Genomic DNA, 20,444 nt, shown 5'->3' on the forward strand with positions numbered 1-20,444 from the left:
ACCGCCCGCGTCCACGTGGTTCGCGCCTCGGCGACGACGTACAGCGAGCCGACGACGAGCACGCAGTCGTCCGGGGCGGCGCGGGCGCGCGCCCAGTCGAGCGCCGAGGCGACCGCGCCGCCGGTCTCCACTTCGGGGCCGTCGAGTCGCTCGAAGACGGACGACAGAATCTCGGGGTCTTCGCCCCGCGAGATGTCCGCCTTGCAGGTGACGACCGACGCGACCTCCGGGAGCGCCCCGACCATCTCGCTGTGGTCCTTGTCGTGCATCGCCCCGTAGACGAGGTGGAGGTCGTCGTAGTCGAACTCGTCGAGGACGGTGGCGACCTGCGCGCAGGCGTCGGGGTTGTGCGCGCCGTCGAGGACGACCGTCGGCTCCGTGCCCATGACCTCGAACCGACCCGGCCAGTGGGCGTTTCGGAGGCCGCGGTGAATCGCCTCCTCGTCGATGTCGGGGCGGACCTGCCGGGCGAGCGAAACGGCGATACCGGCGTTTTGCGCCTGATACGCGCCCAAAAGCGGGATTCGAACGTCGAGCGTCTCGTCGTCGGTCTCGACGGTGACGGCGGCCTCCTGGTGGTTGACGCGGCCGCCGTAGGAGGCGCGAACGTCGGCGTCGGAGCCGGCGTCGCCGACGGTCAGCACGTCGCCGACCTCCTCGCGGATGACCGACAGCGCCTCGCCGGTCGCCCCGGTTACGAGCGGCGCGTCGGCGGGCGCGACGGCCGCTTTCGTCTTCGCGATTTCCGCAACGGTATCGCCGAGGACGGCGGTGTGTTCGAGCGAGACGTTGGTGACGGCGCTGGCGACCGGGTCGACGGCGCTCGTCGCGTCGAGTTCGCCGCCCATCCCGACTTCGAGGACCGCCACGTCCACGTCCGCGCGGTCGAAGTACCACAGCGCGAGCGCGGTCACGGTCTCGAAGAAGGTCAGCGGCTCGCCGTCGGCGGCCCGCTCGACGAGGTACGGCTTGGCTTCGGCCACGAACGCCGACAGCGCGGACTTCGGAATCTTCCGGCCGTCGACGCGGATTCGCTCCCGCACGTCGTCGAAGTGCGGCGAGGTGTAGAGGCCGACGTGCGCGCCCGACTCGCGCAGCATCGCGTCGACCATCCGGGCGGTGCTTCCTTTGCCGTTCGACCCCGCGACCTGCACGAACGACACGCCTTCGTGGGGGTCGCCGAGGTGAGAGAGCAACCGCTGAATCGACTCGGTCCCCGGCTTGACCTGAAACCGCCGGAGGTCGAAAAGGAAGTTCACCGCCTCGTGGTACTCCATATGCGTGAGAAACCGGACGGTGGGCTTAGGCCTAACGCTCCACGTCACTCCTGCGACACGACGCCGGTCCCGGACGCTTTCGACCCGTCTCGTCGTGGCGCTCGCGGAGCGTCGCCGGCCGCCGCGCCGGCTTCAGTCGATGTGGACGACGAGCACCGGGCGCTTCGCGTTCTCGATGACGCGCTCGGTGACGCTCCCGAGCGACGTGAGTTTGTCGCGGCCGGTCCGCCCGTGGGTCCCCATCACGACCACGTCGACGTCGTGTTCGTCGGCGTAGTCGAGGATGACTCGGTGGGGGACGCCGTCTCGAACCGCCGTCGTCGACGTGGCCTTCCCCTCGCACTTCTCGGCGCACCGCTCGACCGCCTGTACCGCGTCGTCGCGGAGCGACTGGATGACCGCGTCCTGTTGGTCGCCGCCGGCGGCGAGGTACACCCGCTGGTCGACGACCGACAGCACGTGAATCTTCGACTCCGCGTCGGCGAGTTCGAGCGCGTGCTCGATTGCCTGCATCGTCCCCTCGCTCCCGTCGGTCGGCACCAGGATGTGTTCGTACATACCTCTGTGTTCGTCTCGCCGACACTTGAAGGGACACCGTCGGTGTTAGGACGTGGGAACGGTCTCGGGGCGTCTCAAACCGTGTCCGGGTTACACCCGACCGCGAGTTTCAGGCACTAATCGTGACGGAAATCGCGTGAGACTCACTTCGTTCGTCTTACTGACTTCCATCACTTCTTCACGCTGTTCAGTCGTCACGGAAGTATCGCGTCCGCGCTACGCGCGGCCACGAGTTTCCACCACTAATCGTGGCGGAAACACCGAAGCACTCCCTCCGGTCGTGCTTCGAGCTTTAGGCTCTCTTTCGCTCCGCTCAGTCGTGTCTAAAATCGCGTGAGACTCACTTCGTTCGTCTTACTGACTTCCATCACTTCTTCACGCTGTTCAGTCGTGACGGAAACACCGCTGGCCGGTGAAGACCATCGCAATCCCGCGCTCGTCGCACGCCTCGATGACGTCCTCGTCGTTCACCGAGCCGCCGGGCTGGATGACCGCCTCGATGCCCGCGTCGGCCGCCTTCTCCACGCCGTCCGGGAACGGGAAGAACGCGTCGGAGGCCATCACGGCACCCTGCGCGTCCTTGCCCTCGGCGTGTTCCTCGGCCTTCATCGCAGCGAGTTCGACCGCGTCGACGCGGGAGACCTGCCCCATGCCGACGCCGACCGTCTCGGTGCCCTTGGCGAAGAGAATCCCGTTGGACTTCACGTGCTTCAGCACCTTCCACGCGAACAGCATCGTCTCCAACTGCTCGTCGGTCGGCTCCGTCTCGGTGACGACTTCGAGGTCGTCCAGCGTCGGCGTCCAGAGGTCGCGCTCCTGGACGAGTCGCCCGCCGACGAGCGCTTTTTCCGTGTAGGTCTCGGTGCGCTCGCCGAGTTCGCCAACATCGAGGACGCGGAGATTTTTCTTCTCGGTGAGCACGTCGAGCGCGTCGTCGGTGTAGCCGGGCGCGACGACGACTTCCTTGAACGAGTCGATGATGAGTTCCGCAGTCTCGGCGTCGCACTCGCGGTTGAGTGCGACGATGCCACCGAAGGCGCTCATCGGGTCGGTGGCGAGGGCGTCGGCGTAGGCCTCCGCGAGCGTGTCGGCGGTGGCGCAGCCGGCGGGGTTCGTGTGCTTGATGACCGCCGCGGCGGGCTCGTCGAACTCCTTGATGATGTTGAGCGCGCCGTCGGCGTCGTTGTAGTTGTTGTACGAAAGCCCCTTCGCGCCCTCGTTGAGCTGGGGCGCGCCGACGACCGACGCCTCGTCGCACGTCTCGTCCACGTAGACGGCGGCGTCCTGGTGCGGGTTCTCGCCGTACCGGAGTTCGTCGTAGCGGTCCTCGGAGGTGACGCGGCGCTCGGGGAGGCCGGCGTCAACGTCGCCCTCGACGGTGACGGTGTCGTCTTCGACCGTCACGCGGCCCTCGGCGAACCAGCGGACTGCGCGCGGGTAGGCCTTGAACTCGGCGTCGTAGAGGACGCGCGATTTGAGGTCGTCCGCGTCGTCGTCGGTGTACACCGGGACGGCTTCCTGTGTGACGATGGGGCCGGCGTCGACCTCCTCGTTGACGACGTGGACCGTACAGCCGGTCGTCTTGACGCCGGCGTTGAGCACCTGCTCGTGGGCGTCCATGCCGGGGAACGCGGGGAGCAGCGACGGATGGACGTTGAGCGTCGTCGGCGCGGCGTCGAGGAACGTCGAAGTGAGCACGCGCATGTAGCCGTCGAGACAGACGATATCGAAGTCGTAGTCCGCGAGGGCGTCGAGGATGCGCTCCTCGTGGGACTCGCGGGACTCGTCGTCGCCGCGTTCGACGACTTCGCTGGGGATGCCGTGTTCGTCAGCCCAATCGAGGACGGGCGCGTCGGCGCGGTTCGAGACGACGACGCCGAGTGCCGCCCCGCCGGGGGCGCGGTCGGCGATGTTGCGCAGGTTTCGTCCGCGGTTGCTCGCGAGACCGGCGATGGTGACCATGTGAGAAAGGGGACTCGCGGCCCTCAAAGTGGTTGCGGTCCTCGACGGCAATATATACTCGATTGTGTATATGTGGGGCGGAACGTAGCCGTAGAGTGCGGCTGAGTAGGCACACTTGTGCGCAAGTATCGCCTCCGCGGCGGCGACGAACCCCCGGCGTTTAACCTCCCCCATCGTGACGACTCAGACATGACCGACGCCGACCGGTACGACCCGCTGTACGCGGTGTCCCCGCTCGACGGGCGATACGCCTCCCGAACCGCACCCCTCGCGCCGCACGTGAGCGAGGCCGCCCTCATGCGCGCCCGCGTAGAAGTCGAAGTGGAGTACCTCCTCGCGCTCGCCGACCTCGACGCGACGCCGCTTTCGTTCGCCGAGTCCGAGCGCGCCGACCTCCGGGCGCTCTACGAGGGGTTCGACGCCGACGACGCCGACCTCGTGAAGCGACTCGAAGTCGAGGGCGCGGCGGGCTTCTCGGCGACGAATCACGACGTGAAGGCCGTCGAGTACTTCATCCGCACCGAGACCGACGAGTCGGTCCACCCGTGGATTCACTTCGGCCTCACCTCCGAGGACGTGAACAACCTCGCCCAGCGCCTCATGGTGAAGGGCGCGGTCGAGGAAGTCATCGTACCCGAACTCCGCGACACCCGCGACGAACTCGTCTCGCTCGCGCGGGAGTTCCGCGACGTGCCCATGCTCGCGCGGACCCACGGCCAGCCCGCGACGCCGACGACGTTCGGCAAGGAGATGGCCGTCTACGCCGCCCGCCTCGGTCGGACACTCGCCCGCGTCGAGGCCGCGACCGACGACCTCGCAGGCAAGCTCGCGGGCGCGTCGGGCGTCTACGCCGCCCACGTCGCCGCCTACCCCGACGTTGACTGGCGGGCGTTCTCCCGCGAGTTCGTCGGGTCGCTCGGCCTCGACCACACCGCGCTCGCCACGCAGGTCAACCCCTGCGACGACCTCGCGGCGCTGTTCGACGCCGTCCGCGGCGTCAACAACGTCCTCGTCGACCTCGACCGCGACGCATGGCTGTACGTCTCCGACCGCTATCTCGGACAGGAGGCCGTCGAGGGCGAAACCGGCTCCTCGACGATGCCGCACAAGGTCAACCCCATCGACTTCGAGAACTCCGAGGGCAACCTCTCGAAGGCCAACGCGGACCTGACGTTCCTCGCCGACTACGTGACGACCTCGCGCCTCCAGCGCGACCTCTCGGACTCCACGGTCAAGCGCAACGTCGGCGCGGCGTTCGCCCACTGCCTCATCGGCTACAAGAAGACCCAGACCGGCCTCGGAAAGGTCGTCCCGAACGAGCAGGTCATGCGCGACGAACTCGACGACACGCCGGCCATCATCGGCGAGGCCGTCCAGACGATTCTCCGCCGCGAGGGCGACACGCAGGCCTACGAGCGGGTGAAGGAGCTCACCCGCGGCCGCGAGGTGACCCTCGACGACTTCCACGACCTGTTTGCGGACCTCGACGTGGACGAGGAGACCCGTGAGGAACTGCTCGCGCTCACGCCCGCGACGTACGTCGGTCTCGCGGACGAACTCGTCGACGACATCGACAACTGAACTGCCTGTCGAGTCGTCGGGTCGGCAGGTAGCGGCCCGACGAAGTGACGCGTCCTTTTTCTGCGGTCAGTCGAACGCGCCGCTGAGCCGAGCGAGCGTCAGGAGAAAACCGAAACCGCCTCAGAAGCCGATGGGCACGGGATATCGGCTTCGGCGCGGTTCGGGCACGGGTTCGGCGAGCGCCGGCACGGGTGGGCTGGACAGGCTGGTCCGCGCGGCGCGGTTCGTCATGGGCTGGTGCGACGACGCAGGGCGCTCACCGTGGCTGAATTATTTACTCATCATAGAATAAGTCTTTTGGTGGGGTGGTGCATTGGTGGGGGTATGAAAGCAATCGCCGTCAAGCGCGGGGAAGACAAGCCGGTCGTCATCGAGAAGCCGCGACCGGAACCCGACGCCGGGGAGGCGCTCGTCCGAACGCTTCGGGTCGGCGTGGACGGGACGGACCACGAGGTCATCGCCGGCGGTCACGGGGGGTTCCCCGAGGGCGAAGACCATCTCGTGCTCGGCCACGAGGCGGTCGGCATCGTCGTCGACCCGAACGACACCGAACTGGAGGAAGGCGACATCGTCGTGCCGACGGTCCGCCGCCCGCCGGCGTCGGGGACGAACGAGTACTTCGAGAAGGACCAACCCGACATGGCCCCCGACGGGATGTACGCCGAACGCGGCATCGTCGGCGCGCACGGGTTCATGTCCGAGTACTTCACCAGCCCATCGGACTATCTCGTCCGCATCCCGCGCTCGCAGGCCGAACTCGGCTTCCTCATCGAGCCCATCTCCATCACCGAGAAGGCCCGAGAGCACGCCTACGCGAGCCGTTCCGCGTTCGACTGGAACCCCTCGTCGGCGCTCGTCCTCGGCAACGGGAGCCTCGGACTCCTGACGCTCGCCATGCTGAAAGCCGACGATAAGGGCTACGAGGACCTCTACTGCCTCGGTCGGCGCGACCGCCCCGACCCGACTATCGACATCATGGAGAAACTCGGCGCGACCTACGTCGACTCTCGCGAGACCTCGGTCGAAGAGATTCCGGGTGCGCACGAGGAGATGGACTTCATCTACGAGGCGACCGGGTTCCCCAAACACGCCATCCAGTCGGTGCAAGCGCTCGCGCCGAACGGCGTCGCCGCGCTCCTCGGCGTCCCGAGCGACTGGGAGTTCGAGGTCGACGCCGGCGCGTTCCACCGCGAGATGGTCCTCCACAACAAGGCGCTCGTCGGCAGCGTCAACTCCCACGTCAAGCATTTCGAGGCCGCGACCGTGACGTTCACCAAGCTTCCGCGGTGGTTCCTCCGTGACCTCGTCACCGGCGTCCACCCGCTTTCGGAGTTCGAAGCAGCATTCGAAGACGACGACACCACTATAAAAACGGCCATCGAATTCGGTACTGTATGAAGAACGTCGACGACCTCATCGCCAGCGCGGCGGAGCTCGCGGACCGTGGCCTCTCGAAAGGCGAGATTGCCGACGAATTGAACGTCTCCCGCGAGACCGCAAGCTGGCTGGTCGAACGGAGCGGCGCGGCGACCGAACCCGAACCACAGGTAGAGCCCGACGGCCCCGACGACATCCACGTCGATTGGAACGCCATCGGCAGCGGCGGCAAGCGCCTCACCTACGTCGGGCGCGCGCTCGCCGACCTGCTCATGGAGACGAACGGCGAGGCCGACGTGACCGTCGGTATCGAGAAGGCTGGCGTCCCCCTCGCGACCTCCGTCTCGCGCGAACTCGAAACCACCCTCGCGGCCTACTCGCCCGCGAAACACCAGTGGGACGAAGGTGACATCGAAGACCTCGGCGGCGGCTTCTCCCGAAACTTCGCGCCCGTCGAAGGGCGCAAGTGCTTCATCGTCGACGACACGGTGACGAGTGGTACGACCCTCCGTGAGACCATCGACGCCATCCGCTCCGAGGGCGGCGAACCGCTCGCGTGCGTGGTCATCGTCGACAAGCAGGGTGTCGAAGAAATCGACGGCGTCCCCGTCCACTCGCTTATCAACGTCGTCCGCGTCGGCGAGCAGTAACACCCGACACGGGCCGCCGCACAGTCGGCGTCAGCCCTGCGGACCGAACTCACCGGCGACGCAACTCCTTTGTCCGCCCGGCGGTTACTTGGGCGCATGACGTTCCAACCGGAGAGCCTCGACCCCGAGGAAGTACAGTCCCGCGTCGACGAGGCGGTCGGGAACAACCGCGTCGTCCTGTTCATGAAGGGTAACCGCCTGATGCCGCAGTGCGGCTACTCCGCGAAGGCGGTCGACCTCATCTCCCAGTACGTCGACGAGTTCGAGACCGTCGACGTGCTTCCCGCGCTCCCGCACTACCGCGAGGCGCTCAAGGAGAAAAGCGACTGGGAGACCATCCCCCAGACGTTCGTCGACGGCGAGTTCGTCGGCGGCAGCGATATCCTCGAAGAACTCGACGAGCGCGGCGAACTCGAAGCGACGCTGACCGGCGCGAACTGACCGCCGGAAGCGACCCCGGCAAACCGCCGGACTGCGGCCCGACGCCGACTTCTTATCTCTCGCCTACCGAGAAGGGGAGGCCATATAAGCCTCGAACTCGTACATGCACACAGGTATCGCCATCCGGGTGCGCCCGCACCGTGGCTCTCGTCGATACCGAAGCCAACAATGTCAGGCCGCGTATATCGACTCCATTCGACGTTGGAACTGCCACTCGAAGACGTGATGGACTACTTCGAAAACGACCCAGAACTTCCGCCTGAGGTCGAGAACGTAGACATCACCCGCCGAAACAACACCCTCATCATCAAAGCCGTCTCCGCCGACGACAACCTCAGCAAGTACACGCCGACGGCCCAGTTGAAAGCGAGCGTGACGGAAAACCGCGTCTACGAGGAAGAGCCACCCCGAGCGGGTGCGCCCAACTGGGGAGATGAAGAAGAAGAGGAGATTCCCTCCGAACTCGTCGAGTTCGCCTGCTTCAAAGGCGACCTCGAAACCGTGCTCCAGAACACGGCGCTCCAGTACCCGATGTTCCTCGTCCTCCGCGAGATTGCGATGCTCTCGGAGAAGGGGACGCTGACCGCCATCACCGAGGAAAGCGACGAACTGCAGGCGACGCGCATCGTCGAAGGCGAGGTGCGCGCCGCCTCCGTCGAAGTCGTCGAGAACCCCCAGCAGAACGGTTCCTCGGACAGCGGAATCAACTGGCGCGACAACAAGTTCATCTCCTAAACGCGTCGTATCTCCTCATCCAGCCACCGCCGAGCCACGTGAGTCAGCGGCCCAAATCGTGTTCGGCGGTATCACGCATCACAGTAATCCTCGGGCAAAAAGCATTTACACCGCCTAATTAGATGTAATTACACATCATGTCGGAAGCCGAATCCTTCCCGGACTATCTCGACGTCGACTACACCGACGGCGAGGGCGAGACGCCGGGGGACTACCCGAGTATCGAGGACAAAATCGAGAAGGCCATCGAGGTCACGAAGCAGGGCCTCGAACAGTACGAGAACCCCGCCGTGATGTGGACCGGTGGCAAGGACTCGACGCTCACGCTCTACTTCATCAAGGAGGTCGCAGAGCGCTACGATCTCGAAGTGCCGCCGGCGGTCTTCATCGACCACTACCAGCACTTCGACGAAATCATGGACTTCGTCGAGCACTGGGCCGACGAGTGGGACCTCGACGTCATCTGGGCGCGCAACGAGGACGTCGGCGCGTACGTCGACGAAAACGGCCTCGAACCTGGCGACGACATCCCGGTTTCCGAACTCTCGGAGCACAACCAGCACCACATCCGTAACATCCTCGAATACGAGGAGGACACGTTCCCGTTCCTGCTCGACACCTACGTCGGCAACCACCTCTTGAAGACCGTCGCGCTCAACGACACCCTCGAAGAGTACGACATCGACGGCGTCATCTCCGGCGTCCGCTGGGACGAGCAGGAAGCCCGCGCCGACGAGACGTTCTTCAGCCCCCGCCACGACCCCGACATCTACCCGCCGCACGACCGCATTCAACCCATCCTCCAGTTCGAAGAGAGCGCCGTCTGGGACGCCTTCTGGTACTTCGCGGTCCCGGACACCGTCGAGAACTACCCCGAGGACGGTTACGTCCCCACCAGCGACACCGACCTCCCCGAGGGTGTCACGCAGGAGGACGTGCCCGTCTCGCCGAAGTACTTCGCCGGCTTCCGGAGTCTCGGCAGCGAGGTCTCGACCGACAAGTCCGCCGAGGAACCGGCGTGGCTGCAGGACATGGAGAACACGACCGAGCGCGCGGGCCGCGCCCAGGACAAAGAGGACCTGATGGAGCGCCTGCGCGACCTCGGCTACATGTGACGTCGGCCGAAATCTAACGCGAACATCGCGCCGCGACCACTTTTTCGCGGACTCGCTCCCGACAGCGACAGCGACTGTCTCACAGCGGAAACAGCGATATCCTCCGCGAGCGACACCTTCCCTATGAGCCTCGTGTTCCCCGACTACCTCGACCTCGACTACGACGACGGCCGAGACTGGACCGCCGCCGACTACCCGACGCTCGAAGACAAACTCGAAAAAGCGGCCGCGGTGACCGCGACCGCCCTCGAACAGTACGAGCGCCCGGCCGTGATGTGGACCGGCGGCAAGGACTCAACGCTCGTGCTCTACGTCGTCCGCGAGGTCGCTGCCGACATGGGCGTCCCCGTGCCGCCCGTCGTCTTCATCGACCACTTCGAGCACTTCGACGAGACCGAGGCGTTCGTCCGCGAGTGGGCCGACCGCTGGGACCTCGACCTCGTCGTCGCCCGCAACGAGGACTTCGCACGACTCGGCGCGTCGCCGGGCGACGAGATTCCCCTCTCGGCCCTCGGCGACGACACCCGCCGCGAACTCGACCGCCTCGGCTACGAGGGCGAGACCGTCGTCCTCGACGCCGACACCTTCGAGGGCAACCACCTCTTGAAGACCGTCGCGCTCAACGACACCCTCGAAGCGCGCGGTTTCGACGGTGTCTTCTCGGGCGTCCGCTGGGACGAACAGGAGTCCCGCGCCGACGAGACGTTCTTCAGCCCCCGCCACGACTCCGAGAAGTACCCGCCGCACGACCGCATCCACTCCATCCTCCAGTTCGAGGAGGCCGACGTGTGGGCGGCGTTCTGGAGCTACATCGTCCCCGACTCGGTCGAGGGCTACCCCGCGGGCCGCGTTCCCGCGTCCATCGACGACCTCCCCGACGGCGTCGAACCCGCCGACCTGCCCGTCTCGCCGAAGTACTTCGAGGGCTACCGCTCGCTCGGCACCGAATCCGGCTCCGCGAAGTCCGACGACCGACCCGCGTGGGTGCAGGACCTCGGCGCGAGCGCGGAACGCGAGGGGCGCGCGCAGGACAAAGAGGACCTGATGGGTCGGCTTCGGGATTTGGGTTACATGTGAACGGAGTCTGACGATAGCCATCGACTCAATAATGTAGAAAATATAATATGATTGCCGGCGGGACGTGCACGCATGTCCCGCTCTCCTCCCGATTTCTGGCCCACGATTACCGCTCTCGTCGGCGTCATACTGCTCACTGCCGCCGTGTTCGCGCCGTGGGGATCCATCATATGGTCGTACGAGTACAGAGCCGAACAGGTCACGCCGAGCGACGACCACCTCGCCGAGCGACTCGGTCTGGTCGACTCGACCGCGACGTGTATCGACGCCTGCGACCTCGCCGAGGACGTCAGCGCTGACGGGCCACGAGTCGTCTCAGACGCGACGTACAGGGCCAGCTACGCGTTCGATTCGAAGCACCGTCTGGTAGTGTTTCAGGAGCGGAACGGCCCGTTCTACCGGCCGAACATCACGCGATACGAGAACGACACGGTCCGGGTCGACCTCGCGCCGGTCTCGAACGCCACCGCGCTCGAACTCGCGTCGACGCCCGCGTGGCGCTTCCCGAGCGCGGTTGAGCGAGTCGCCGAATCTGGGTCGGTCCGCGCGGGCCACGACCTCGCGGGGATGGCGCTTTGGAAGGAGACGCAGGCCATCGTCGCGTACGACGGCGGATACGCCCAATACGCTGGACACACGGGTCGTAGCGGGATGGACAGCGCAACAGTCATTCCTCGCGTCGGACTCGCCGCTGCCGGTGCGCTCTGTTGTTACTACGCCGGACGCTTGGTATCGTAGGCCCTCGCTCCTCTTGCGTTGCACCGACGACGCTCCCGCCATCCTGACGCCCACACCGTAGCGCCTATCTCCCCCAACACGCTATCGCCTCCATGACAGCCGAGTGGGTCAGCCTCTTTTCGGGCGGAAAGGACTCTTCGTGGGCGCTCTACCGCGCGCTCGAAGCGGGTCTGAACGTCACCCGCCTCCTGACCGTCCACCCGAGCGACGACTCGTACATGTACCACGTGCCGGCGACCGACCTCGCCGCGCTCGCCGCCGAAAGCACCGGTATCGAACTCGTCGAGGTCCACCCCGGCGACCTCGAAGCGACCGACGCCGACGACTCGGGCGCGCAGGGCGACGCCGAGCTCGAACCCCTCGAAGCGGCGTTGTCTGACCTCCAATTCGAGATGGACCTCGCGGGCGTCACCGCGGGGGCCATCGAAAGCGAGTTCCAGACCAACCGGATTCAGGCGATGTGCGACCGCCTCGACATCGACCTGTTCGCCCCGCTGTGGCAGGAGAACCCCCGCGAACTCGGCGACGCCATGCTCGAGGCGGGCTTCGAAATCACCATCATCCAAGTCGCGGCCCACGGCCTCGACGAGTCGTGGCTCGGCCGGACGCTCGACGCCGACGCGCTCGACGAACTCGAAGCGCTCAACGAGCAGTACGGCGTCCACATCCTCGGCGAGGGCGGCGAGTTCGAGACGCTCGTCACCGACGGCCCGCACATGGACCGCCCCATCGAACTGGAGTACGAGACGGAGTGGGAGGGGACCCACGGCAGGCTCCGCATCACCGACGCGTACCTCGGCTAAGAAAAAGCGCCCGCGGTTGCGGTTCGGGCCGCGTTACTGGCCGTTCGTCAGCCGCGAGTGCGCCCCGATGAGGGCGTTCGAGAGGTCGAGGCTCTCGATGTGAGTCTCCTCGTCGACGATAGAGTTCTTCAGCTCCGCGTTTCGGATGACTGCGCCGGGGAAGACCACGGACTCTTCGAGCACGGAGTCTTCGACCACCGCGTTGGCCATCACGTGGACGTTGGTGCCGACCTCGGTGTTCGTGAGCGTCGCCGACTCGTGGACGAAGTTCTCGCCGCCGAGGTACCACGCCACGGCGTCGAGGTAGCTCTGGGGCGTGCCGATGTCGAACCACGCGCCGTCGAACGTGTAGGCGAACACGTCGCCGTTCTGCTGGAGCCACTGCATGAACCAGCCGGGCTCGTCGGGGTTGTTGTCACCGGAGAGATACTCGTCGAACTTGGGCAGGTCATCCGCAGGGAAGGCGTAGCAGGCGATGGAGACGAGCGTGCTCTTGGGGTCTTCGGGCTTCTCCTGGAAGTTGATGACGCGGTCGCCGTCGAGTTCGACGAGGCCGTAGGACTTCGCGCGCTCCTTGTCGCCCACGTCGTAGGCGGCCAGACACGGCGCATTCTTCTCGTAGAAGAAGTCCACGAAGTCGCCTACGTCGAAGCTGATGAGGTTGTCTCCCGCGATGACGACGAGGTCCTCGTCGACCTCCTCGCGGTCGATGAGCTGGGCGAGCGCGCCCACGACGCCGAACTTCTCGTCTTCTTCGCTGGTGTCTTCGACCGACAGCGTCGGCTTTTCGAACGGCGATTCGTCGATATACTCCTCGAATGCGCCGGCGAAGCGCTCGTTCGTGCTCACGAACACCTCCGAGACCCGGTCGTCGGCTTCCAGGTCTTCGAAGATGGTGTCGATGACCGTCTGGTCACCGACGGGTAAGAACATCTTGGGTCGGTGTTTGGTAATCGGCCACAGACGCGTCGCGTACCCTCCGGCAAGGACGACTGCCTTCATATCCCCCAAATCCCGCCACGTAGACAAGGCCTTTTTGCATCCTCTCTATCTTGCTGACACTTTTTTTCGACCGAGGCGGCGCAAGGGATTTTCCCTTCGACTCCCAATCGAGCGATATGACAGCCCGGGAGTCCGACACGACGGCCCGCCAGCGCATCGCCGACGCCCTCCGCGACGACCCCGCGACGGCCTCCGAGCTTTCGGCGAGCGTCGGCGTCTCGGTGTCGTCGGTGTACGGCCATCTCCAACACGTCGCCCAAACAGTCCACGGAGAGGACGGCGAGCAGTTCCTCGTCGCGCCGCCGGAGTGCAAACACTGCGGCTTCAGCGCCTTCGACGACCCCGTGAACTACCCCTCGCGGTGTCCGGAGTGTCGAAGCGAGGGCATCGAAGAGGCCGTGTTCAAAATCGAATAGTCGGCCTACAACGACGCCACGGTCCGGTTGTGGTAGTCGAGAAAGTCAGCGTCGAGGTCGTGGTCCTCGCGGACCGAAAGCGAGGTACCGTCTAACTCGCGTTCGTAGGCGTGGGCGATGGTGTACGTCTCGGGGTCGACGGTTATCATTCCGTAGTCGAAGTCCGCGTGGTGGTCCGGACAGAGGACGAGGAGGTTCGCCTCGACGTCTGGGCCGTCGTGGGGCCGCCCGAGCGGTTTGAGATGGTGCGCCTCCGCGTAGCCGTCGTGGACTCCTCGACGGCGACGCTCTCCACAGACCTGACACGTGTGAGAGTACCGCTCTTTCAACTCGGTCGCAAGCGCCGTGTTTCGAATGATTCGGCTTCGCGTCGTCTCGGTGCGTTCCGCGGACGCGAGGTCCGCCGCGGCTTCTTCGTCGTCGACCCGCTCCCGCCGTTCGCGACGGCGGCGGAGAACGAATCGATAGACGTCCCTGTCGTCTCCCTCGAACGGACCGTGCGCGTAGTCGACGACTTCGACCTGACCCTGGTACTCCCAGTCAGTCCCGGCCGACTCTCGATGGAAGAAAAATATCGGTAACGGATGGTGTTTGGCCCGCGCGAGGAACTTGTTGCCGCCGGTAAGCGTCTGGTCGCCGGTCCGCCCCTCTCCGATGTACGTGAACTGGCCGCCGGTCACGTCGTCGCCGTACGGTCCGGTGTCACTCGAAAAGAGGCGGAGATACCGCTGATCGTCGTCGTCGTAGCAGATTTCGATGCCGCGGCCCGTCATCCCGCGGTCGAATCGAGACTGAAGTTCCGATCCGCTCAACCGCTCACCGAGTTCGAGCGAGAGCCCTGCAAGTTTCACGACGGAACCGACGGACGAGTCACGAAAAAGGGTTCTCCCGTCTCCGCTCGTATTGGGGGAGAAATCGGCCGAATGCCTCTTATTCTGCGTCTAGCTCGTTCAAGAGCGTCCGCGCCGCCGCCGACGAGGAACCGGGGCCGCGCGCGGTGATGAGGTCGCCATCGACCGTGACGCTGGTGTCACTGTCGAGTTCGGCGTCCCAGATGCCGCCGGCGGCCTTCACCTCGTCTTCGACCCAGTACGGGAGCTTTCGGCCGTCGGGCATCAGGTCGTCGTCGTCGACGATGCCTTCCTCCCACTCGTTGGGGAAGCCGGTGACCTCGCGCCCCTCGACGAGGAACGAGCCGTCGGCCTCGCGGGTGAACCCGAGGATACCGACCGCGTGACAGACGACGAGCGCCTTCGAGCCGTCGCCGGCGACCGCCTGCAAGAGCGCCTGTCGGGCGTGTCGGTCCTGATTGATGTCCCACGCGGTGCCGTGGCCGCCGGGGAACACCACGGCGTCGTACTCGCGGGCGTCGACCTGCGCAATCGGCTCCGGATTCTGCAGGCGCTCGTCGTTCTCGTGGACTTCGACGACGCGTTCGGCGAGTTCCTCGCCGACCGCCTCGGGGTCGATAGAGCGCTCGTCGACGACCGGCGGCGCGCCCGTCGGCGTCGCGACCGTCACGTCCACCCCGGCATCGGTCAGGGTAGTGAGCGGCTCGATGCATTCCTCTCCCCAGTAGCCGTCTTCGCTGACGATAAAAAGCGCCGATGTCATCGCTCCCGAGTACGGTCCGGCCACAAAAAGGCCCCGCGGAGGCGGAAATCCGCGAGGGAGGACGGCGCGACGGTGAGGCGTCGCGGCCGTGTCGGCGTCGGTCAGTCGTCGCCGTGTTCGTCGACGATGACGACTTCGCCGTCTTCGACGGTGACGTTAATGAGCGTCTTGACGTGGTGGTCCGAGTCGTCGAGTTCGTTCGGCCCGGCCTTCTTGATGATGGCGACGGTGTCGACGACGTCCGCGCCGATGTGGTCGAGCGCGTCGAGGACGGCCTTCATCGTGCCGCCGGTCGAGAGCACGTCGTCGAGGACGAGCACGCGGTCGCCCTCGTTCACGTCGTTGATGAACATGTCGCCCTCGGAGTAGCCCGTCTGCTGGTGGAGCGAGACCTCGCCGTCGAGGCCGTACTCGCGCTTGCGGATGACGACGAGCGGGATGTCCGTCATGAGCGAGACGGCCGTCGAGATGTGGATGCCCATCGCCGCGGGCGTGACGATTTTGTCGACGTCTTCGAGGTTCGCCTTGCGGATGATCTTGATGACAATCTCGCGCAGGAGCCCCGGCTTTAGCATCGGAACCCCGTCGCTGATGGGGTGGACGAAGTACTCGTAATCTCCTTTTTCGATGATCGGCGCGTCGAGGAGAGACTGCCGCAACTGGTCCATGGCGCTCGTTTCCCCGGTTAGGCATAAAATGTGGCGGTTCGATGGCTCTCGGACACGCCGACCCACGTCTCGCGGTATCGACTACCGTGGGCCGACCGACGCCGAGCGCGACCGCTCACCGACAGCGGTCTCCGAACGGAGCGCGACGCTCCGGGGGCGGTTACATCCCGCCGAGAAGCTGTGACGCGGTTTTCACCAGCGGCTCAACCGTCTCGTCCGGTTCGACGAAAAGCAACATGCCGCGACCGCCGCAGTAGACCTGCAACACGCCGTAGCCGTCGCGTTCCTCGAACCGGTACTCGACGCTGTTCTGTACCGGACTAAGCCCGGAAAACAGCCCGCGCTCCATGAACTCGCGCCGAGTCTCCTCGGCGAGCGAGCTCAGGTGCGTCACGAGTTCGTCGCGACTCCCGAAGTCCTCGCGGACCGACTCCCCGACGTGAAACAGGTCGAAGGCCGTCGCACCGTAGACGGCGACCAGAGAGACTGCCCCCTTCGCAGTCCCCCGAAGCGCGTCCATCGCGACCTCGCTGTCGGGTCCCGGTCCGTTGACGGATGCCATCCGTGACGGGTCGATTATCATTCGTTTCCCCCCTTGCCCTGACGCTGCGCGTCTCCCTGCCCGGAGCGCGCGCCTGGACGGATCATAAATGTCCGATTGTGAGTCAGTGTTATAAATTTGAGGGTCACACTGGAGGTAATAATTACCCCCCGCCAAATCCGGACAGAAATCGCCTGAAACCGGCGTCTACTACGAGACCGGACTCTCTGATTTGACCCCGGTCTCGAGGGCGGCGTTTCGCCCCCACGTGGCTGGTGGGAACCGTTAAGAAATGGGCCCGTGAGCGCGTTATCGCACAACTATATTGATTATTAGTGGACTACGCTACCCGTATTTTCAGCTATTTCATCCCAAAACCAACAGACCGCGTAGTAGTTCGGGGTCGGTTTCCCCCTCTCCAGCGATCTAGGACGATTCGATAACTAGTATACTTCTATTTTGTCGATTAGCTACAAAACCCGATTAAAATATATGCTTTCGTCCCATAGGTAGCGTGAGTGACCGAACGCTGCGCCCAGCTTGAGTCACGACCATACCCATGATACACCAACCACTCGTGCTCGGTGGAGAGCACGCGGGTCGCGCGCTCGCCGAGCGACTGCTGGAGGAGTACGAATCCGTCACGTTCATCGACGAGAACGAGGCAGTGGTCGCCCACGCGATCGAACGCGGCATCGACGCGCGAGCCGCGGCGTTCGACGAGCCACAGTCCCTCCGAGCCGCGTGGAACGAAAACGCGGACGCGGTCATCGTCGTGGGACGGATCGATCCGACGAACCTGCTTCTCACGCAGGCTTCGCGAACGACGTTCGACGTCGACCGAGTCACCGTACTCGTTAACGACCCGCAGAACACGGACGTGTTCGAGGACCTCGGTGTCGAAGTGATCTGTGTCACATCGCTCGTCACTGACATGGTCGTCGGGTCGCGCGCCGAACCGGCAGAGGACGCGCGAGCGGGTGGATAACCGTGGAAAAAACACTCGAACGAGACCTCGGTCTCTTCTCGGTGCTCGCGATCAGTATCGGGGCGATGGTCGGCAGCGGAATCTTCATTTTACCGGCGCTCGCGGTCGATATCGCGGGTCCCGCGGTTATCTTGGCGTACTTGATCGCCGGCGTTCTCGTGCTGCCCGCGGCGCTGTCGAAATCCGAGATGGCGACGGCGATGCCCGAAGCCGGGGGCACCTACTTGTTCATCGAACGGGGGATGGGTCCACTGTTGGGCACCATCGCCGGTATCGGCACGTGGTTCTCGCTCTCGTTCAAAGGTGCGCTCGCACTCGTCGGCGGCGTGCCGTACCTGCTGTTGCTGTTCGACGTCCCCTCCACAGTCGTCACGCCGGTCGCGCTCGCGCTCGCGGCGCTCCTCGTCGTCGTCAACCTCGTCGGGGCAAAACAGACCGGGAGGCTACAGGTCGGTATCGTCGCCATCATGCTTGTCGCGCTCGTCTGGTTCGTCCTCGGCGGGACGCCGACCGTCGAGTCGACGAACTTCCGTCCGTTCTTCAACGGCGGAGTCGGCGGCTTGCTCACTGCGACCGGTCTCGTGTTTGTCTCCTACGCGGGCGTGACGAAAGTAGCGAGCGTTGCCGAGGAGGTCGAAGACCCCGACCGAAACATCCCGCTCGGCATCCTCGGGTCGCTCGGGTTCACGACGGTCCTCTACGTCCTCATCGTCGCCGTGATGGTCGGGGTCACCGACCGCGGCGTCCTCGCCGAGAGCGCGACGCCGATGGCACTCGCCGCGGAGGCTTCGCTCGGAACCGCGGGCGTCATCGCCGTCGTCGTCGCTGCGGTCCTCGCACTGGTCAGTACCGCAAACGCCGGGGTTCTCTCCTCGTCGCGGTACCCGTTCGCCATGAGCCGAGACAAACTCGCGCCGCCGTCGTTATCGACCATCAGCGACCGATTCGGAACCCCGAGCACGTCGATTACCCTCACTGGCGTCGTGCTGTTGCTCCTCATCGCGTTCGTTCCGCTGCTCGACATCGCGAAGCTCGCGAGCGCGTTCCAACTCCTCGTGTTCGTCCTTATCAACCTCGCCGTCGTCGCGTTTCGAGAGGGCCACGTCGAGTACGAACCGTCGTTCACCTCGCCGCTGTACCCGTGGATGCAGGTGTTCGGCGCGGTCAGCGGTCTCGTCCTCCTCACCCAGATGGGGACTCTCCCGCTCGTCGGTGCGGTCGTTCTCACCATCGCGGGCGCCCTCTGGTTCTTCGTGTACGCCCGGTCTCGCGTCGACCGCGAGGGCGCGGCCGCCGACGCCGTTCGCCAAGAGGTCAGCCGCAACGCGGTCGAACGAGCCGAAGCGGCCATCCAAGCGCACCGCGACGAGTACCACGCCCTCGTGGCGATTTCGCACGACATCTCGAAAGCCAGAGAGCGGGCGCTGATTCAGGTGGCTTCGAGACTCGCTCGCGCCAACGACGGACGAGTCACGGTCGCGCGGTTCGAGACGGTGCCGGACCAGACATCCTTGGCCTACGCGTCCGCGGTCGAATCGCCAGCCGACGTCGAGTTCGAACGGCAGACTGACGAGCTCGACGACGAGTTCGGCGTGCCGATACGGTGCGGCACCATCGTCACCCACGACACGCGACACGCGGTCGTCAACTACGCCGCCAACCAGGACGTCGACTTCCTCCTCGTCGAGCACCCGACGGGGACAAAGCGCGTGAGCGAGCGCCTCTTCGGAACCGATACGTCGTGGATTCTCCGTCACGCACCCTGCGAAGCCGGTCTACTCAAGGGCCCCGACCTCGACGGGATTCGCACCGTCGAACTGCTCGCGAGCCAGGGGCCGTACGACCCGACGAAAGTTGCCGTCGCGGACGCGCTGGCGAGCGAGTCCGAAGGTCGAATCCACCTGAGCCACTGCGGGGACACCACCGACTCGGCGGCCCGGCGACGGTCCCTCGAACAGTACAAAGCCGACATCGCCGAGTTGTGTAGCGCCCCCGTCGAGATGGGGACGCTCTCCACGGACGGTGGCCCCCACACTCTGCCGACCGAGAGCGACCTCCTCGTTGTGGCCGCCGACGAGTGGAACGGGCGGTCGGACGCGAAGGCGGTCATCGACGAGTGGAGCGGTTCGGTACTCGCGGTTCACGGTCAGGACGCGACTCGGCGCGGGCGACTCATGCGCGCGCTCGACCGTCAGTTGTTCTGACCTCGGCGAGCAGCCCACCGCTCTCCGTGCATTTATCGGTGGTTCACACGACCAAAACACATATTTTCGGGAGCCCCATTGGTCGGCTCATGGCGTCGACATCCATCGACGAGCTCGATAGATACATCCTTTATGCGCTGCAGAAAGACGCGCGACACACGTCGGGAAACGATATCGCCTCCGCACGTAACGTCTCTTCGAGCACGGTCCGAAACCGGATTTCGAAGCTCGAATCGAGCGGCATTATCCGGGGGAGCCACCTCGACATCGACTACGAGGCGCTCGGCTACCAGCTCCACACGATCATCTTCTGTACGGCGCCGATTTCGAAGCGAGAAGAGCTCGCGAGAAACGCCCTCTCGGTCGAGGGAGTCATCTCGGTTCGAGAGATCATGTCCGGCGAGAAGAACGTCCACATCGTCGCGCTCGGCCGAAACAGCGACGACTTGAGTCGAATCGGGCGCGAACTCAGCGATATGGGGTTCGAGATTGCAGAAGAAGAGATAATCCGCAACGAGTACACCTGCCCCTACAGCCCGTTCGCCGGAGACTCGACGAACGAGCCGTAACCCCGGATGTCGACGCCGTTTCAGCGGTCTCGATTGGACAGTGCGACCCACGTCTGACCGACGGATAGCGGAAAGGGTTTTGCTTGGCTTTCGCTACAGTCACGTAGTACCAATGAGCCAGTATCGAA

The 20,444-nt window shown here is 65.1% G+C and carries 21 protein-coding genes; 13 read left to right on the plus strand and 8 right to left on the minus strand.

Translation table 11 applies throughout. The features are described from left to right. The 3 genes from NKF06_RS05135 to purH all read right to left on the minus strand — a co-directional run. Window positions 1-1,277, minus strand: a 1,277-nt coding sequence (locus NKF06_RS05135) for a folylpolyglutamate synthase/dihydrofolate synthase family protein (RefSeq protein ID WP_253244719.1), incomplete at its 3' end; no start/stop codon positions are given. Window positions 1,278-1,409: 132 nt separating this feature from the next. Beyond that, entirely contained in the window at window positions 1,410-1,835 is a 426-nt protein-coding gene (locus NKF06_RS05140) for a universal stress protein (protein WP_253244720.1), read from the minus strand. 384 nt (window positions 1,836-2,219) lie between these two features. Next, on the minus strand, window positions 2,220-3,797 hold the full coding sequence (gene purH, locus NKF06_RS05145) for a bifunctional phosphoribosylaminoimidazolecarboxamide formyltransferase/IMP cyclohydrolase (protein ID WP_253244721.1): 1,578 nt from the start codon (window positions 3,795-3,797) through the stop codon (window positions 2,220-2,222). Between the two features lie 189 nt (window positions 3,798-3,986). Between purH and purB the strand changes: the two genes are divergently transcribed. The 9 genes from purB to NKF06_RS05190 all read left to right on the plus strand — a co-directional run bounded on the left by purB (window position 3,987) and on the right by NKF06_RS05190 (window position 12,314). After that, a complete protein-coding gene (purB, locus tag NKF06_RS05150; RefSeq protein WP_253244722.1) occupies window positions 3,987-5,378 on the plus strand; it encodes an adenylosuccinate lyase in 1,392 nt (463 codons plus the stop codon). Between the two features lie 324 nt (window positions 5,379-5,702). Continuing rightward, window positions 5,703-6,776, plus strand: coding sequence for a glucose 1-dehydrogenase (locus tag NKF06_RS05155; protein WP_058828910.1), 1,074 nt, complete (start codon window positions 5,703-5,705; stop codon window positions 6,774-6,776). Further along, a complete protein-coding gene (gene gfcR, locus NKF06_RS05160) occupies window positions 6,773-7,405 on the plus strand; it encodes a transcriptional regulator GfcR (protein WP_058828911.1) in 633 nt (210 codons plus the stop codon). Before NKF06_RS05155 ends, gfcR begins: the two co-directional genes overlap by 4 nt. Window positions 7,406-7,501: 96 nt before the next feature. Beyond that, window positions 7,502-7,846 (plus strand): glutaredoxin family protein, encoded by a 345-nt coding sequence (locus tag NKF06_RS05165; RefSeq protein WP_058828912.1) that lies wholly within the window; start codon window positions 7,502-7,504, stop codon window positions 7,844-7,846. 168 nt (window positions 7,847-8,014) lie between these two features. Next, window positions 8,015-8,581: a hypothetical protein gene (locus tag NKF06_RS05170; RefSeq protein WP_004043858.1), complete on the plus strand. Its 567-nt coding sequence runs from the start codon at window positions 8,015-8,017 to the stop codon at window positions 8,579-8,581. 137 nt (window positions 8,582-8,718) lie between these two features. Beyond that, complete coding sequence (locus NKF06_RS05175; RefSeq protein WP_058828913.1) at window positions 8,719-9,696, plus strand: phosphoadenosine phosphosulfate reductase family protein; 978 nt, start codon at window positions 8,719-8,721, stop codon at window positions 9,694-9,696. 123 nt (window positions 9,697-9,819) lie between these two features. Further along, entirely contained in the window at window positions 9,820-10,773 is a 954-nt protein-coding gene (locus NKF06_RS05180; protein ID WP_253244723.1) for a phosphoadenosine phosphosulfate reductase family protein, read from the plus strand. Between the two features lie 72 nt (window positions 10,774-10,845). Beyond that, complete coding sequence (locus tag NKF06_RS05185) at window positions 10,846-11,511, plus strand: hypothetical protein (RefSeq protein ID WP_253244724.1); 666 nt, start codon at window positions 10,846-10,848, stop codon at window positions 11,509-11,511. Window positions 11,512-11,603: 92 nt separating this feature from the next. Continuing rightward, window positions 11,604-12,314 (plus strand): diphthine--ammonia ligase, encoded by a 711-nt coding sequence (locus NKF06_RS05190; protein ID WP_253244725.1) that lies wholly within the window; start codon window positions 11,604-11,606, stop codon window positions 12,312-12,314. A 33-nt stretch (window positions 12,315-12,347) separates the two neighbouring features. Here the strand turns inward: NKF06_RS05190 and NKF06_RS05195 are convergent, their stop codons facing one another. After that, on the minus strand, window positions 12,348-13,316 hold the full coding sequence (locus NKF06_RS05195; protein WP_042662255.1) for an NDP-sugar synthase: 969 nt from the start codon (window positions 13,314-13,316) through the stop codon (window positions 12,348-12,350). 116 nt (window positions 13,317-13,432) lie between these two features. Here NKF06_RS05195 and NKF06_RS05200 point away from each other — a divergent pair, with 116 nt between their 5' ends. Continuing rightward, window positions 13,433-13,732 carry an ArsR family transcriptional regulator gene (locus tag NKF06_RS05200; protein WP_058828916.1) on the plus strand — a complete coding sequence of 100 codons (300 nt, stop codon included), beginning with the start codon at window positions 13,433-13,435 and terminating at the stop codon, window positions 13,730-13,732. Window positions 13,733-13,737: 5 nt separating this feature from the next. Here NKF06_RS05200 and NKF06_RS05205 read toward each other — a convergent pair whose 3' ends face one another. The 4 genes from NKF06_RS05205 to NKF06_RS05220 form a co-directional block, all read right to left on the minus strand. Continuing rightward, window positions 13,738-14,583: an HNH endonuclease gene (locus NKF06_RS05205; RefSeq protein WP_253244726.1), complete on the minus strand. Its 846-nt coding sequence runs from the start codon at window positions 14,581-14,583 to the stop codon at window positions 13,738-13,740. A 79-nt stretch (window positions 14,584-14,662) separates the two neighbouring features. Further along, window positions 14,663-15,346: a type 1 glutamine amidotransferase domain-containing protein gene (locus NKF06_RS05210; protein ID WP_253244727.1), complete on the minus strand. Its 684-nt coding sequence runs from the start codon at window positions 15,344-15,346 to the stop codon at window positions 14,663-14,665. Between the two features lie 101 nt (window positions 15,347-15,447). Continuing rightward, complete coding sequence (gene hpt / locus NKF06_RS05215) at window positions 15,448-16,014, minus strand: hypoxanthine/guanine phosphoribosyltransferase (protein ID WP_004977534.1); 567 nt, start codon at window positions 16,012-16,014, stop codon at window positions 15,448-15,450. A gap of 160 nt (window positions 16,015-16,174) precedes the next feature. Continuing rightward, window positions 16,175-16,576, minus strand: a complete 402-nt coding sequence (locus NKF06_RS05220) for a hypothetical protein (RefSeq protein ID WP_004977535.1) — start codon at window positions 16,574-16,576, stop codon at window positions 16,175-16,177. 538 nt (window positions 16,577-17,114) lie between these two features. Here NKF06_RS05220 and NKF06_RS05225 point away from each other — a divergent pair. From NKF06_RS05225 to NKF06_RS05235, 3 genes are all read left to right on the plus strand, one after another. After that, window positions 17,115-17,543, plus strand: a complete 429-nt coding sequence (locus NKF06_RS05225) for an NAD-binding protein (RefSeq protein WP_253244728.1) — start codon at window positions 17,115-17,117, stop codon at window positions 17,541-17,543. 2 nt (window positions 17,544-17,545) lie between these two features. After that, a complete protein-coding gene (locus tag NKF06_RS05230) occupies window positions 17,546-19,747 on the plus strand; it encodes an amino acid permease (RefSeq protein ID WP_253244729.1) in 2,202 nt (733 codons plus the stop codon). 89 nt (window positions 19,748-19,836) lie between these two features. Beyond that, window positions 19,837-20,316, plus strand: coding sequence for an Lrp/AsnC family transcriptional regulator (locus NKF06_RS05235; RefSeq protein WP_058828921.1), 480 nt, complete (start codon window positions 19,837-19,839; stop codon window positions 20,314-20,316). Window positions 20,317-20,444 lie beyond the last annotated feature (128 nt).

This window comes from Haloferax sp. AB510, from assembly GCF_024136985.1.
Lineage (GTDB): Archaea > Halobacteriota > Halobacteria > Halobacteriales > Haloferacaceae > Haloferax.